The sequence below is a fragment of the Methylobacterium mesophilicum SR1.6/6 genome (assembly GCF_000364445.2).
Taxonomy (GTDB): domain Bacteria; phylum Pseudomonadota; class Alphaproteobacteria; order Rhizobiales; family Beijerinckiaceae; genus Methylobacterium; species Methylobacterium mesophilicum_A.
On record NZ_CP043538.1, the window covers coordinates 3,653,136 to 3,668,993 of the forward strand.

Sequence of the window (15,858 nt, forward strand, 5' to 3'; positions counted from 1 at the left end):
GGATCAAGCTGGCTGCGACCCGAGTTCCGATACGGTTTGCGGGCGGCCGCTCCGAACCGGGCCCGCGACGCCCGTTGGCGCGACGATTGCGACAGGATCGGAACCGGTTCCAGCCGGACGCCGAAGCGCGGTCACGGGGCCGAATCCCTGAAAAAGCCCGCTCGGACGGACCGAACGGGCTGAGGTGGATCCATGTCTCGGGGGGTCTGATGGACCGGGACCTCATCTAGCGCGGCCGCCGGCTCCGGGCAGCCTGCCGCGGGGGCCGCCGGGGTCGCAGGCTTGGCCGCAGTATCGTACCGGTGCGCGGCCGCAGGGGCTGGCCGTCCCCGTCGCGTCGGGGCGCGCGATCGCGGGCGCGGGGGAAGGCGGCGGCCGGTGCGGTCCCGACCGCCTCTGGGGGGATCGATGTCCGGCCGGCGGCGGAGGGTGCCGGCGGGCCTCGGCCCGCCGCAGGCCGACGCGCCGGTCCCGGGCGGCCATTAACCATTCGTCAACCATGCCCCGGACAGATGTCCATGTGGAGGATTGGGCCATGACGCGACGCCGGGATTTCGACGCGCTGAGCGAGGCGCAGATCGCCGCGGGCCGCACGCAGAAGCGCTGGGTCGAGCCGAAGGCGCAGTTCCGTCCGGCCGCGCCGCAGGGCGTGGCGGAACTCCTCGACACGATCCAGCACGTGGCCGAGGCGGCCACGGGCGAGCGCAGCTTCCTGCACCTGCGTCCCGGAGAGGGGCGGCTCCGCGTCGGTACCGGCCGGAGCTGACGCTGCCGTTCGTCACCGGCGCCGTCGCGGGCGCGACCGCCGGTCGAGGCCGTCCCGCGCCGCACTGCTCGGTTGCGGGCGCGGGTTGATGCGGTCCGCACTGCGCCGGGCCGGGCGCGCGGACGCGATCGACCGGGCGCCCGATCAGGCTTCGGTTCGCGCCCCCTCCTTGGCGTTCGCGGCGACCTCCCGGACATCCCGCTTCACCTGCTGCCACGTCCGCCAGGGTTCCAGGTTCGACAGGGCCATCCGGCGTGCGCCGAGCCAGCCGAGCAGCAGCGCCAGGGCCAGGAAGGGCGCCGCCACGATCAGCGCCGCCGGCGCCTCGGAGCCCAGCACCACGGCCAGGAGCTTCACGACGGCGTCCAGGCCGAGGAAGAAGGTGACGATCAGCAGGATCGGGATCGTCCCGACGATGGCGACCAGCGACACCAGGGCGCGGATGTTGCCGTCGACTTCGGTGCGCGCCAGCGTGAGCAGGGACTCGATGTGGGCCGCCCCCTCGCGCAGGGCCGCGACGAGCAGGGCCAGGGGGCCTTCGGGTCGTTGGTGCATGGGCGGGCTCGTCCTCTCGTTCGTCCGTGACGCGCCCCGGCCAACGGGGCCGTCGGCGGAAGCGTTCCGCCCCGGGGTTCACAGCATCAGCAGCAGGGCGCCGATGACGAGCAGCGTCGCCGCGCCCGCGAGGGCGACGGCCCGGGTGGCGTCGGCCCGGTCGTCGGCGGCCGGCTCCTGCGGCGCGGCCCCGCGCCCCGCCTTGTCCGCGGTCGGGGCCGCGGCGGCGCCCGCGCCGTCGGCGTGACGTGCGGGCGGGACGGGCCCGGGCGCGCGGGCCGGCAGGACCGGTGAGCCCGGCAACGGCCGCTCCGCCGGCGGTCCGAAGGCGTCGGGCTCGACGCTCACCCCCGCGGCCTCGAGTTCCAGCATCACGAGGACGAGGGCATCGACATCCATCTGCTCCACCGGAAGCGCGGCCCGCAGGTCCTCGGCGGAGAGTTCGCCCTGGTCGCGCCCGAGGGCGATCAGCCGGTCGAGCGTCCCGCGATCGATGGTCTGCGCCATGTCCCCTCCCCGCTACCGAGTTCCGTCTGCCGGACGAGAACCCGCCACGTCTGATGCGGTTACCGCGCGCCGGGCCGTGCCGACCGGGCGCGCCGGCCGGTGTCCGGCCGATCCGCTCCCGATGATCCGGGCGCGCCGGCGCCGTTGCGCTGGCGGCGCGGTTGGGCTAGGGAATGGCCACGGCCAGCACCCGTAGCTCAGCTGGATAGAGCGTTGCCCTCCGAAGGCAAAGGTCACACGTTCGAATCGTGTCGGGTGCGCCATTTTAATCAACAGGTTAGCCTGGCGCCTGGCGTAGCCGTAACGGCGTGGGCTACAGCCGGGCTACAGAAATGCTTCCTGCCGTAACTCCGGCGCATCGCGGGCTCGTTGAGCAGCGCGGACGGGCCCGTCGTAGCGACGAGCGGGCCTCGTCGATCGCATTACTGAGCCCGGGAGTGGGTGAATCCCTTGCCGATGCATCCCGTCGCGACACGCACCCCAACCGACCGTCTCGAATTGCATAAGGCGCTTCGCCTGTTCTACGGCGACAGCCGCGAGCGCAGCGCCGACACCGACATCGACTGGCCGCGCGTCCGGGATCTCGCGCGCAATTCGATTCGCGAGGCTTTGGCGCACGATCGGGTGCCCGCCTTCGTATTCGAGGAAACGGGGCGGCAGCACCCAATCCCGGCTTGGCTGTGGAACGGATCGGGCCTCTGGGCCCACGCCTACGAGAGCTGTCTGGTCAAGGTGCCGCTCGAGGGCCGGACGGTGTCCGGTTACCTTCTCGTCGACCAAGCGGCCTTCGAGCGGCTGCTGACACCGGCACCGCAGGCCCCGAACCCCGCCGAGCAGGCCTACACCCCGCCCTTAGTCGCCTACCTCCTCGAGGTTGCCGAGCGCTTCGATCTCACCGCCGACTACCGGTTCTCGAAGGAACTAATGGCGGACTGGATCGCCAAGAACCCGCCTCCGGGCGTGAAGATGTCGCAATCGAGGGCGCTCAATCTGGCGCGCTACCTCGGGCATCCGGACTTCGACGGTGGCGGGCAGCCCGGCGATCTCACGGGAAAGCGCCCACCCGACCCTTGCGTGCCGTACCACGGAGTCCAGTACCCCAAACCTCGGCGCGAGCGCTGAGCCAACCGTCGACCCTTCACGGTTCGCACAGCACGGTTCGAACGTTGAGATCCTGATCCTTCTCCGACCAGATCGCTCCGACAGACGCCGCCATGCACACGGCGGCCCCGGGGGCGATGAATGGCCAACTTCCACAATCGGGCAGCGAACGCTGCGCTCGACTTCCTCACGCAACGTGAGGCTGCTGCCGTTCGCCGCGCGCAGAGAGGCGCCTCACGCACTAGATCGCGGATGTCGCCCACACCGGCGACATCCGCGACCAATGTCCCGGCGAGGCCGGCCGCGCTCTCGGCTTCGCCGGTCATCGCGCCTGTGGCGAAAGCGCGCGCCGTGCGATAGGCGGTGTTGCTGCGCGCAGACGCCACGCGCTCACGCTGGTCGGCGCTGACCGAGATGCCGCGGCCGTCCGCGAGGTCGATCAAGCTCTGGGCGAGTTCGTCGTCCTCGGCCGCGAGGGCGGCGTCGATCTCGGTGGTCACGCGCTCTGGGCTCAAGACATCCGTCAGCCGCAGATCGGCAAGCGCGGGCGGGTCGTCGGCGGCTCGCAGCACCAGAGCCGCCCTACGAGCCTGCGGTAGGAGACGAGCTCCCGTGCCCGCAAGGACGATCCCGGTGAGCGCGAGTAGAGACCAGGCGATGATAGTCCGGAGGATCATGTACGCCCTGCGATCGATGCTCTGAGCGCAACCATAGTGAGGCCCTCCTCAGTACGGCAGCGGTCATGCGCCGCGGCCGATCAGATGATCGCGCTCGGCCACCGCCGCGCGGGCGAGCGCGGCAAGCTCCGCCTTCGGGGTAAACGGTGCCGCTGCCCGCCGCCGGGCCTTAACGACGCGGGCATGCGCCGCTTCCAAGGCGGCAGGGTCGCGGCTCAGCAAGCGCTGGAAGGCCGCGTCTGTGCCCTCGCTAGGTTGCCGGCGCGCGAGGAGCGCGTTGTACTCGTCGCGGATCATCGTTCCGTCAGGGCGCGCCTTCGCGCCATTGCCCACGATGCCGGCATCCTTCAGAGCCTTCACGCTCTCGGCCTCGAGCGTGCAGGTGACAAAACCGCCACTCTCAGCGATCGTCACGGCTCGGTGGGCTTCCCCCTGATACCGGCTAATCTCGCCCCGTCCGATCGCACGCGTTCCCCACGCCATGCCACCTTCCCAAGCTCCCGGCGGCCGGCGGTGCGCCGCGGCCCTTGATCGGATCGTCGTGAGGGATAAACCTCATCCGTACGACAGAAGCGGACGCGGGATTGGGAGCTGAGGCCGATGGGGACGCGCTACGCACCCGCCGAGCGCCTGCTGGCGTTAGGCCTCGCGTTGGCCGAAGCGCGCGGCGGTCTAACGCTCGACCAGATGGCTGAGACTGTTGGCGTCAACCGCCGGACCGCCGAGCGGCTCCGCGACACGCTACACCGCCTCCTGCCGGGCGGTCTCCTCTCGTTCACCCGCGACGACGGCACGAAGATCTGGCGCGTTCCTGCTGGGCGTTTAGCACCGCTTCAGACCCCAACGCTCGACGAGCTCACGGAGCTGCGCGTCGCGGCGGACAGGGCGCGGCGCCAAGGGCTCGTCCACGAGGCAGGACGACTGGATACCCTCGCAGCCAAGCTCGAAGCCAATCAAAATCGGCACGCGTTCAGACGCATCGACGCGAACCTCGAGAATTTGCTTGCCGCGACCGGTGTCGTCGCCCGACCTGGTCCCCAGGAGACCATCGCGCCGGAGATCCTCTTAGTTCTGCGGGAGGCTGTCCTCGCCTGCCACGCGGTACGCCTGGTCTATCGACGCCGCGACACGGGCTCGTTCTCATACCCAATCCTGTACCCTTACGGCTTCCTCACCGGCTCGCGCACCTATCTCGTCGGCTTCAACCCGCATCCGAAGGTCTGCGAGCACCGCCTCTATGCAATCGCCAACATCGAGCGGGTGCGCCTGACTGGTGAGACCTTCGTGCGCGACGAGACCTTCGACTTGCCGGCCTATGCCGCTCGGTCCTTCGGCGCGTTCTGGGATGGGAAGACCTTCGACATCGTTTGGCGCTTCGCACCCGAGGTGGCCGAAGACGTCAGACATTTCCGCTTCCATCCTGACCAGCAGGTCACCACCGATGATCGGGGTCGGGTCACGGTTACCTTCCGGGCCTCAGGCCTGACGGAGATGGTATGGCACCTCTTCACCTGGGGGCGCCATGTCGAGATACTCGGCCCCGAGGTCCTGAGAGCTCACTACCGCGCGTTTTTGGACGAAGCCGCGACGACGCTCGCGTGTGCCGAGGACACGGTCCCTTCAGAGGCGCGGTGCGTCGATGCTGACCCGATCGATGGCATCGACGCTGTAAGGCCCTCGCTGAACAACCCTCGCCTAGTGGGATAAGTATGGGCGAAGGCTGTCCAGTATGATCCTCCAACGTCGAACGAGCGGTTAATTAAAACGTATATCAGTGAAAGGCTTCGAGCAATGATAGCACATCGGCCTTCATATCGGTTGGACTGGTGTGTTTCGTCCACCACTCATCAATCTCACTGAACCCCTCCCCTAACAAGATCGCTTTCAAATCCGGTCCAGGCGACTGCGGGGTCTCGAGATAGAGTCCGTAGAGGTCGGGCGCCTCGTAGAGCATCAAGCCGAATGTCACCGCCTCACTGCCGTGTGCAACTTCTATCTGAGAATGCGGCTCCTCGCTCCAGCCAACCGTCTCGGAGTATTCGCTCTTCCGCAGGGCAGGATGCGTTATTCGTTTTAGGGTTTGATGAAGCGCGAAAGTATGCAGCTCGGCACGCGCGCCGTTCATTTGCAGTCTGCGCAGGGGATATATTCGATCCTCTTCGAATCGTAGCATCCTGGCGCTGCCGAAGCTGTAGATCTCAGGAGTATCGCGAATTACCTTGCGCCATAGATCGACGCCGGCGTCAGTCGCGACGATCGTTGCAAGCGTCGCAGACCAATCTGCTGACGAATCTAATTTGTCCCACAGATCGCGCAGCACGCGACCTTCGTCGCGACCCTCCGCCGCGTTGCGCAGGAGGCGACGCCAACTCCACGGCTCGTCCTGAGTGATGACAAGCAGCGAGTGGTTCCGCCCCACTGGCAGCAGGAAGTCGCCAACGGTCAGCAGCGCGCGTTCCCAGACACGGCCGGCACCCGCTGGGTCGGTTTGCAGATCGTCAAACATTTGCGAGGCGCAATCGAGGTAGTGCTCGAACGGCTCGACTAGATCTGCCGCCGTCGACGCATCCAAGCGTGCGATTTCCGCCTCCGGTGCGTCCAAATCGACGCCGGCAAACCGCAGCAGGAAGCCGATCTGGCCCCGGAAATAGGAGTGTCCCTCGGCCCGTCCTATCCGCTCCGGCCAGCCAGCGCCCAAACGAATGAGGTGCGCCTTTATACGCTCCTCCGCGACTTGGAGGCGAAGGAAGCCCTGTACCTCAATACCGGGCTGAACGAGATAGGCCGTGATGTCGTCCATCCCGGCCGCAAGGTCCCGAACACCGGCGAGGCTGCGGCGCAGATCATCAGGCCGGTTGTAATCCGTATTTGTGGCAAGGTTCGTGACAACGCGCATCCACGCGGCAAAGCGCACCGGATCGACCGGACCGCATGTCGCGACAAGATACTGTACGTAGCCAGCAATTTGTACGAGCTGATCTAGCTTCAACTTCGTCGGCTGCGCGATGATATCCTTGAAAACACTCAACTCATCGAAATTTTGGTTCGCAGGGAGGTGGCGGCGGAACGGCTCCGGACCGGCGCTCCACCGTACCAGCAGTGTCGTCAGTGCAGCGATCATGTCCCAATCGAGCCAGCCACGGTCGTGAAACCAGGTGTAGGTGCTGGGCTCTGCGGATCGCAGCTCCGTAAGGTCCGCCGTAGTGCTGTCCGCCGCCGGCGCACGCGTGACAGCGATCACGACGCGCATGAAGTTCATGATTGCGTCGTCGAAGGTCGCCGTCCGTAGATCTCGGAATGGCCAGAAGAAATTCGACCAACGCGTGTCGATCTCGTGTGCAAAGAAATCAGCGATGGACCTGCCGCCACAGACTTCTAAACGCTCATTCGGAAATGAGCTCTGGAGATGGCGTTCAAATCGCGCTTTGAACGTCTCAAACGGCGTTAACGGTTTCCCGCGGGCATTCATTTTAATGTATAGATCGTCCGATAGATCGAATTTCTTCAGGTCTAGGACCTGAAAAGTGACCGCGGGAAGCTCGTCATCGATCAGTCGGCTAAAAAGTCCGGTTTCATTACGGAATATCAAGTGCATCCGGTCCAGCATGCTGATTGCAGAGCGGATCGTCGGGTCGAACTGCCAGCTCCGGAAGTACCACGGCTGGTCCGCAATCAAGGCCCCGAGATCGACGCAGTCCGTGCTCGCGGGCGTGGGTTCGTAGAGTGACAGTCCATTGATAAAATCGCGGCTCGACGGTCTCACCTCATAGGCGAACCGAGACTCAGCTGCCGAGACGAAGCGAGAACGGAAATCGTCAAGCCGTCCATCAACCCAAGCCAAGTACCAATGAAGGAGAAACAGCGTCGTAAGCCGCTGCTGCCCATCGAGTGGTCTGAATGCATCACCGATTACGCTGCCATACACAAAGTCGAGGTCGAGCGGCAGCTTGGGATCGCCCGCCGGCAGGATCAGGGCCTGCCGTAGATCGGCGAGGAACTCATCGCGCACGATGTGCTGATCCGGCCGTCCCTGCGCGTAGTCGCGCTGAATCAATGGAATCTCGACACGACCATGATGCTCAACGAATTTGCTGAAGGTTGTTCTCATTGAGTGAGCGCCTCGCTGGCGAAGAACCGTGTGAGCGTGTGCGCGATGGCGTCGGCGTAATGCTGGGCGTCCTGCGTAGTCCAGAACATCATATTGCCGACCTCTCGGCTGTAATATTTGAGAAAGACATTTCGGGTGCATACCGGCACGAACACGCTTGCCCGATCCCGCAGCAGCAACTGCTCGCGTTTCACAGCAAACACGGCGTTCTTGTAGCTGCGGTTGGTCCCGCTATCGAGCAGTGTGAGGTTGCCGAGCGTGTGGTCAGGCTCAGTAACCTTCTCCCCAAAGTACGTGAGGATGTCGCCGTCTATTCGACTGAAATCCTCGCGGCTCGTGCGATCGGTTGCCAGGTATGTCTCAATCCGCTCCACCAGTGCCGACGATCCATCGTTTGTCGATGAGCGCAGGAACGCCAGACAGTGATGAAGCCATTCCTGCTGTTCGTTTGGCCTGTCCGGGCGCTGGTCGCTCACCGAGCGGACATGCTCGATGTCCCACGATTCACGCTTGAAACTGTCGAACTGGAAGCGCACGTTCGAGTGCGGGTGCTCAAGCAACGTGGCGAGGTTGAACAGAAGCATTAGGTCACGGATGCGGCCGTCGCCGTAGCCGATGTCACGACAAAGCGAGTCCACGTGACGAGCGATCTCGTCCGCAGCCATGGCGTCAATGTTCTTGTGCAACAACATCCGGAATACGCGTCCACGCAGGCTCGCAGCGAACGCTGCCTTTCTGGAGTTTCGACTTTCCTTAACCAGTGCTGCGATGTTGCCGATGCTATCGTGTTCTCGCTGAAGCACGAAGCCGAGGATGTGGAACAGTTCGCGATCCTCGAACCATTCCTCCAGCGTCATGAATAGATCTTTCACCCGCTGCCATTCTCGCTCGGCGCTGCGCTCTGTGCTGAGCACCCCAGCAAAGTGAGCGAAAACGCCATAATCTGCCGTGACGTCCTGGTCCGCGATCTGCGCCGCCAAGCGGAAGACCAGCCCGATCCTGTTGGCCTCGCCGATGCTAGCGTTCTGGAGGAAGTACCAGACCGCATTATCCTGCAAGCGCTTCTCGATCTGGTCCCACTCATAAGCAATCCTCAGCGACAACCGGCCTGGCGAGCCTACGGCGCCCCCGCTCTCGTCGTTCGCCGCCCGACGCAGAAATAGCGCTCTGACTAGCTCGGTCTCGGTAAGCGGGATCTTGCCGACGTTGAGTCGGGTAAAAGCTGCGATGGCGTCGTCCCCGCGCGCCAACTCGTACCAGATGACCCGCACGTTGCGACCCGCCTCATCATCGTTGAGGAGGTGCTGCAGGAGCTTCAGGGTGTGCATCCCATCGTGCTGCTTCACCCAAGCATCGATCGCGCGCCAAGCTTCACCGATGTGAAAGAAATCGACGTTCTCGTTCGTTCGCTCGAGGTCGATCGCCTCGAGGAAGGCGGTGTCGCGTGTTTCGTATGCGATCTTGAACGATGTCTTGCTGAGCAGCGCGATGATGTCCTTGCGATGCGCAAGGAGGATGAATAGCGTGGTAAGACGTTGCTGTCCGTCGATGACTTCATAGCTGCCATCTTCCTTGCGCCGAACAACCAGCGGCTGGAGGCAGTAGAAGGCCGATTTTTCCTTGCCCTCGCTGTTTTGAATAAACTCCCAAATGTCATCGAGCAGCTGGGTCACCTGTATACGGGACCACCGGTATCCACGCTGAAAAGCTGGGACGAAGTAGCGCGCTGGTACACCTTCATCGTCAGTGAGGAGCCGGGATACGCATCGCAGCTCGATCGATGGATGCGGCCGTGGCATCACAGGGACTGTTGGCAACATCGCAGTACCGTGCGTATTTGAGTTGCAATCATGCATGCTTCGTCGAGGCCTGCGGTCAAGCTGGCCGGAACGCGATCACCCAGGCTTCGAGCTGGAGGCAGCGGCGGTCCGCGTCACCACGATCCAAGTGCGATGTGTGGATGAAGCCTGCACCTGGAGCTTGGCGGTGCGCAAATTCTCCGCCTGTCCCGCTGCGGACAGCTGAAAGCCGAAGCGTGTGCCGCGCTGAAGCGGGCGCCAATAGCCCACACCTTGATCGAGAACGATGCGCACACTGGTTCCGTCCGCGTAGCGCAGCGTGAGTGTGCGGCCGTGTGGAAGGTTTCGTTTGTCGCCGCGGTGTAGGACGGCGCGCGTACTGAGACCTCGGAGCAGAGTCCCCGTGACTGCGTGACAGTGGGGATCGTGCTGCCAATCGTGCTCGATGTAGCTCGGAGACGTGGCGTGGCGGTTCAATCCACCCTGGGCAGTCGCGACCCTGATCGTCGTCTGCGACGTGCGGCCCGGTGCGTGCGCGAGCACTTCTATGATCAGACGCAACGGGAGTGGTGCGAGGAGGTAGCGATCCGAATAGTCCATGCTCGTGAGTGGCGTCTGCCCTCGCGCGTAATGTGCCAGCACGGGAACCTTGGCGATTAGGAGCTGCCAGAAGCTCGATCCGAACGCTTCAATCGCGCCGTTCAGCTCCGAGCCGACATCAATCAGCACTGTGTCGGGCGCGGGACGCAAAAAAGCTGTGGCGTCGATGACGTCGCCAGAGTCCATGAGGCCTTCGCTATGACCGCGGACGATCGGCGCTTCGGCGTCTCCTCCCCAAGCTGGACCGGGAAGGCAACCTTCGCGCGAGCGGCTCGCCCAGAGGATCCCGCTTGTCGCATCGCCGACCTGCGCCAGTGCGACCCCCGCTCCGACGGTACGTGGCTTTGTCACTTGGCGCACCGTGGCACCCGAGCGCATCAATAAGCCGAAGATCGTGAGGCGCAGGCTCTCGTCTGCCCCTTGCAGAAGTGCTTTCGGCCCAACGATCTCGACTTTGCGATCGCGCAGGGCCAAGCGCCGAACGAGCGAAACGGCAGGCCAGCGCGCCACATCCCAGTCCTTGGGATCGCCATCGATCCAGAGCGTCAGTCCGACGTCAGGCTTCTTCTCCATCTCGCGCATGATGGCGTCGGCAAGCGGCTGCATCTCCGCAAACGTCTCTGCCGGGGCAAACAGACGGTCCTCTGCCGGGATCGCCAAGCGCGGCAAGACGCGCTCCTTCATGAACGAAAGGGCGCCGATCCGGTCAATTGTTTGGTTCTCAAGGTCGCGCGAAAGCACGCAGTCCACGCACCCTTGTCGGCAATGCTGACCATGCCGGCAGTCGAGGATCGCACGAGTCGACCCCAAGAGTTCGACGAGATGCGGTCCGGCCCACACGGAGAAACCAGCGCCACCAGCAGCTCGATCGAACAAGAAGATCGACCAGCGCGGTTCGGTGCCTTCAGCCTCGCGGGTTTGCGTGATCCCGAAGCCGATCTCCCCCGGCTCAACGCCGAGCTTCTGGGCCAGGGCATCGCGCAAAGCCGCAGCAATTGGGTAACCGATCGCCGGGCCCTCAAGCCCGGTCAGCTGCAGTTCGAGGACGTCCGTAATCGTTTCGTGACCAAGGTAGTGATGGCGCTGAATGGCGAATGGGCGGTCTTGCGCATCGCAGATCGGCTGCTCCTTGCGGCTTGTGCGCAAGGGGCGATGCGCCAGCATCTCGCCGGGCAGCGGCGGTGCGTCCTCCCGCGGACCCGTTTCCGGAGCCGCGCGTCCGCAGCACAGGCAGACCGCGTAACCGTGCTCCGTTGCTCCGGTTGTGTAGTGAAACACCATCCCGTTGCGGCTCGCACGAAATCGTCCAACCTCGGGATCGGAGAACGACGTCCACGCGCCACCGCGTGCCGCCACCCAGGGCAGACGTGGCGGCACGAAGGCGACGCTCTCGATCTCGGAATGTGGTTTCGTCACGGGGTCGCACGTGAATCCGGACGGGCGTAGGTAACGATGCCACTTGAGCGCGCGTCCGGCCTCGCCGCAGCTTGGGCACGCCTCAGGCTGCCGGTGCGCAGTGTCAGTCGCCCCACAGCGCTCACACCGCCAGGCGAAGCGCAGCGACTGAATCTCCGGGACGCTCGACTCGCTCGCGGGACGCTTCCAGTCGAGGCGCACGCCCGCGGATCGATAGACAATCCCGTCGAGCACGATCTCCGAACCTGGCGCGTAATCACGGATTGCGAGGTCGAGCTGGCGGGAAGGCGCATCGCGATGGCGCAGGCGTTTCGAAGCGTCGTCGTCTTGATCCGGGGCCCGACGCTCCTTGATGAAAGCGTTCGAGTTGTCGAAGGGTACGACGTCTGTCGGGAAGCCGTGCGCTGGCAGGAAGCTGTGCGAGGCGAGCTCGGCCAGCAGGTACTCCCCAGTCAGGCGCTGCATGGCGATTTTCAGCGCCGTGTGTGCTGCGCTCCGCTCCTTCGCAGCCACGAGGAGATCGGCGCGAACAACGTCCCACTCCTGCTCGAAGGCAGACCGGAGCTCGCTCAGCTGATCCCGCGTGCCGTCGATTGCGACCTCGGCACGGGCCTCAAACGGGGTGCCGCGCAGGAGCACGCTGAGGTCAGCGACGAGGCCAGCGTCGGCGCGCGTCGTCGGGGCATCGATCCAGCCGAGCAAACCCTCGGCAGGGGATTCGCCGGGAGCGGCGCGCGTGCCGTCGGCGTAGAGCCCATAGAAGTAGCCGACCTCAAGCTTGGGCAACTCGGCGCCCGTCGCGGCCAGGAAGCGCGCGAGCAGGAGCGCGTTGACGTGGCGCTGCGCAATCACGGCGCTGTCGAGCGAGACCGTTGGGGCCGCGATTGTCCGGGTGAGGAGAGAGAGGGGGTTGCGAAACACCGACAGCTCGGTCGGCCGGTGTTTGCACAGCGTGAGGGAGAGCGCGATCGCCTGGCCACGCCGGCCCGCCCGCCCGACACGCTGCCGGTATGAGGCCGCCGAGGGCGGCACGTTGGTCATCAGGACGGTGCCAATGCTGCCAATGTCGACGCCCATCTCCATTGTCGTCGAGCAGTTGAGCACATTGATGTGGCCGCGCCGGAACGCCGTCTCGTAGGCGCGCAGCCGGCGTCCGGGTTGCTGGGCGGAGTGCTCCGCCGAGCGGAAGAAGGCATCCTGGCGCGCGATGCGGTCGTGCAGATCGCTCCAGTGGCCGCGCTGACGCAACGCACGCACGTCAGTATCTTCGTTCAGCCAAGCCTCGATCGCGTCTGGTTCCACCGCGGAGACGCCGCTGCGCCCGAACGCGAATGGGAAGCTCGGCATCGCGATCGGTTCGGCTGGGAGGAAGACGTCGCCGGGCGCGCGCGGGTTCGGCGAGAGGCCGCGAAAGGTGCGATCAACGATCCGACGCGTGATCGGGCACAGATAAGCCGCGCGCACCGGCGCGAGCGTGATCTTCTCGGGATCGAGCTGCGTGCCCGAGACCGAGTCGGCCTTGAGCAGCGGCCAAATCGCCTCCCACGCGTGTCCCATGCAGGCGATGAGATCGTCGCGGTGCGCCGGATTGTCGAAATCGAGCTTCAGACCCGCGGCAAGGAGCGAGACGATGATGGGCCGTCGTGCCGAGGTCGCGTACGGCTGCGGCCACGCGCGCAGCTTCTTATCGCCGTATGTGTTGCTGCCGGGCGGGACGATGAACCGCTTCGGGACGTCCGGCATGATCCAATGCAGGATCTCCCGGTCCGTGTCGACGGCGACGTTGCCGCGAAACACCCGCGTCAGCGCGAGTGTCAGGAAGTCGCGCCAGTCGGCAAGCGTGCCCCCGTGCCGAGCGAATGCGCTGGGAGAGGTCGTGACCCTCTCCTCGATGTGGTGAAAGCATAGGCGCAGAAGTCCCATGGTCTCGAGACTGTTCGCCGTCCTGGGCTGCCGGATGATCTCGCGCAGGACGAGGAAACGCGCGAAGGTAGTCTCATCCGAGAAGGCCGCCTCGCGCTCCGTCCAGATCGCCTCTCGGATCCAGCGCCGGCAGATCTCATCCTTCTGAATCATCTGCAGCGCGTCCGCCCAGGTCAGGCGCATCTCGCTCGGCTGTAGGCGCGCGATCTCGTCGACTATTGGCCGGCGACCGAGGGACAGGACGCTCGCGAGTGCCGGGTTAGCTGCGATCGCCGCATCGACTTGAGCAAGTTCTGCCTGTTTCGCTTCGAGCGTTTGGCGCAGATCCGAAGTCAGGAAAGGCTGGGCCTGCACACCGTGATAGAGGAGCGCGCGCACGTGATTTCGCTCCGCGTCGCGCTGCAGCTTGGCCGCGAGGCGGGCGGTGCCTTGGCGGCTATCCGTGAAGGTCAGGATCTGCCGGCCGGCTGCCGGCAGCACGCCCGGCGTCTCGCGGTTGCCAGCCAACGGCTCGGCGCCGCTCACGAGTTCGGGCACGATGCTGCCCAGGAGAAACGGACCGCTGACCCGGAAATTCTGCAGGCGCAGGCCCTTGCCGTCGAAGGGCACACCGCAGTGCGGGCATTGGTCCGCGCTCGTCAGGGGCAGCGCGAGCGTCCCCGGCTCGCCCGCGTCGAGGATGGTGCCGGTCGCCCGCGCTAGCACGACCGGTCGCGCCTTCGACGCCGCCGGCGCGGTGATCAGCACGCGGTGGGGATCGACGGTCTCTTTAGTGGCGAATGGATCCTCGGAGTTGGCCTCGGGCGTCTCCTCGACGAGTTCAGTGAGGAATTCGTCCTCCGTGCGCGCCGCGCGCGCAGGCGTCAGTCGCTCAATCCCCTCACGATCCGCCTCGCGCAGCGCATCGAGCGCCGTCTCGCCGCACTGGTTGCAGAAGACCACCTCGAACACCGGGGCCTCGCAGTGCGTGCAGCGATCGAGCCGCTCCTGGAACACCGCGCCGAACGGCCAGTCCGGTCCATCGAGAAGGGTTCCGGCCCGTCCGCGGCAATTGCTGTCGGCGCAGGCCCATAGACCGCCTTGTGTACGGTGGAAGCCGTGTACCTTGAGCGGCTGCAGGTGTGTCGGGGTCTCGCCGGACAGGACTTTGCGCGCGCGGGCCGCGGCGGCGAGCAGCGCGTCGCCGTGGTTGGGGGAGACACCAACGGTCTTGAACCACTCGGCTGCCGTGCGCGGACCAGCTACAAGGCTCGCGAAGCCGCGCTGAAACGCCGGCGTGCTGCCCAGGCGGTCGAACAGCGACAGCGGGTCGGCGACCGCCAGCTCCTCGGGCGTGGGCAAGGCGAGGGCGTCGCGCACTGGCGGCAGAGTCGGGGGCTGCCGATGTCCCTCGACGACGCTGACAGCGTCTCGCGACACGCCGGCGACCTCCGCGAGAAAAGCGGCGAGCGCGTCGAGTGTGCGCGGATCGTTCGCGCGCCCAATCGTGGCTGACGTAGCCACGAAGCGCACCTGCTCCGGCTCGACGCCGAAGGCCCGGATCACGCGACGCAGAAGCAGCGACAATTCCGCGGCCTGCGAGCCGACGTAGGAGTGGGCCTCGTCGAGGATAATGTAGCGCAGCTGTCCTTGCGAGCGCTGCAGGATGGGCTGATCCTCTTTGCGGATCAGCATGTACTCCAGCATCGTGATGTTGGTCACGAGGACGGGTGGCGGATCGCGGCGCAAGAGGTGGCGCGAGCGGACTTCCTCCGGCGTCTTCGCCTGTTCGGCGGCCGGGATTTGATCCTTCGTTTCGCCGTTGTAGAGGCAAAAGCGCAGATCGCCTTTGAAGGGCCGCGTCCAGTCCGATAGGCGCTCGCGCTGGCTGTTGATCAGCGCGTTGAGCGGATAGAGCATGAGCGCCTGAACACCGCGCAACGGGCCGCCCCGGGCGGCCGCGGCCTGCGCCAGGTGCTCGAGCAGCGGCACAAGAAAACACTCTGTCTTGCCGGAACCGGTGCCGGAGGTCACGAGGACCGAACGGGGCGTATCGGCTAGCAGATGACGCCAAGCGGCGAGCTGATGCGTGTAAGGGTGGCGGTCGCGCGGCAGGCGGTAGCGCTCGCGCCCGTCCGGATCGGGCAGATCGCGGCCGTCGAGAGCCGCCACCACGCTCTCGCTCAGGAGTGTGCCTGCCAAACTCCCGAAGGTCTCGCGTGCCATCGCCCAGCCGTGCGCCGCCTCGATGATCGGCTCGGCCAGGAACGCGTTCGGATCGCCGCCCGCCGGCATGGTGGCGAGGAGATGCGCGCGCAGAGCCTGCGAGCGCAGGGCCGACCAACCGAGGACCGCAGCGGTCGAGCGCGCCGCGATGCGATCGAGGGTCCCGAAGGCGGCGGCGGGTCGCACGAGGTTCATGGCCAA

At 65.6% G+C, this 15,858-nt stretch carries 9 protein-coding genes and 1 tRNA gene; 4 read left to right on the top strand and 6 right to left on the bottom strand.

The features are described 5' to 3' along the window. Window positions 1–535 precede the first annotated feature (535 nt). Window positions 536–766, top strand: coding sequence for a hypothetical protein (locus tag MMSR116_RS17355; RefSeq protein ID WP_010686565.1), 231 nt, complete (start codon window positions 536–538; stop codon window positions 764–766). 144 nt (window positions 767–910) lie between these two features. On the opposite strand, the gene MMSR116_RS17360 is transcribed toward MMSR116_RS17355, so the two are convergent. Both MMSR116_RS17360 and MMSR116_RS17365 read right to left on the bottom strand, forming a co-directional pair. Further along, complete coding sequence (locus MMSR116_RS17360; protein WP_010686564.1) at window positions 911–1,321, bottom strand: phage holin family protein; 411 nt, start codon at window positions 1,319–1,321, stop codon at window positions 911–913. A 78-nt stretch (window positions 1,322–1,399) separates the two neighbouring features. Then, window positions 1,400–1,828, bottom strand: coding sequence for an RNA polymerase sigma factor region1.1 domain-containing protein (locus MMSR116_RS17365; protein ID WP_010686563.1), 429 nt, complete (start codon window positions 1,826–1,828; stop codon window positions 1,400–1,402). Between the two features lie 186 nt (window positions 1,829–2,014). On the opposite strand from MMSR116_RS17365, the gene MMSR116_RS17370 reads away from it, so the two are divergent. Further along, window positions 2,015–2,091: transfer RNA gene (locus MMSR116_RS17370), tRNA-Arg, on the top strand. Window positions 2,092–2,284: 193 nt separating this feature from the next. Continuing rightward, window positions 2,285–2,950, top strand: coding sequence for a hypothetical protein (locus MMSR116_RS17375; protein ID WP_039894513.1), 666 nt, complete (start codon window positions 2,285–2,287; stop codon window positions 2,948–2,950). Between the two features lie 719 nt (window positions 2,951–3,669). On the opposite strand, the gene MMSR116_RS17380 is transcribed toward MMSR116_RS17375, so the two are convergent. Continuing rightward, on the bottom strand, window positions 3,670–4,020 hold the full coding sequence (locus MMSR116_RS17380) for a hypothetical protein (protein WP_010686561.1): 351 nt from the start codon (window positions 4,018–4,020) through the stop codon (window positions 3,670–3,672). Between the two features lie 186 nt (window positions 4,021–4,206). Here MMSR116_RS17380 and MMSR116_RS17385 point away from each other — a divergent pair, with 186 nt between their 5' ends. Beyond that, window positions 4,207–5,313 (top strand): helix-turn-helix transcriptional regulator, encoded by a 1,107-nt coding sequence (locus MMSR116_RS17385; protein ID WP_010686560.1) that lies wholly within the window; start codon window positions 4,207–4,209, stop codon window positions 5,311–5,313. Window positions 5,314–5,377: 64 nt separating this feature from the next. Here MMSR116_RS17385 and MMSR116_RS17390 read toward each other — a convergent pair whose 3' ends face one another. Genes MMSR116_RS17390 through MMSR116_RS17400 form a run of 3 tightly spaced genes read right to left on the bottom strand, consistent with a single transcriptional unit; the run spans window position 5,378 to window position 15,852 of the window. Further along, window positions 5,378–7,714, bottom strand: coding sequence for a DUF262 domain-containing protein (locus MMSR116_RS17390; RefSeq protein WP_010686559.1), 2,337 nt, complete (start codon window positions 7,712–7,714; stop codon window positions 5,378–5,380). Then, window positions 7,711–9,570, bottom strand: a complete 1,860-nt coding sequence (locus MMSR116_RS17395; RefSeq protein ID WP_432419873.1) for a DUF262 domain-containing protein — start codon at window positions 9,568–9,570, stop codon at window positions 7,711–7,713. The genes MMSR116_RS17390 and MMSR116_RS17395 overlap by 4 nt, the downstream gene beginning before the upstream one ends. 39 nt (window positions 9,571–9,609) lie before the next feature. Next, window positions 9,610–15,852: a DEAD/DEAH box helicase gene (locus tag MMSR116_RS17400; RefSeq protein ID WP_010686557.1), complete on the bottom strand. Its 6,243-nt coding sequence runs from the start codon at window positions 15,850–15,852 to the stop codon at window positions 9,610–9,612. Between the last annotated feature and the right edge of the window lie 6 nt (window positions 15,853–15,858).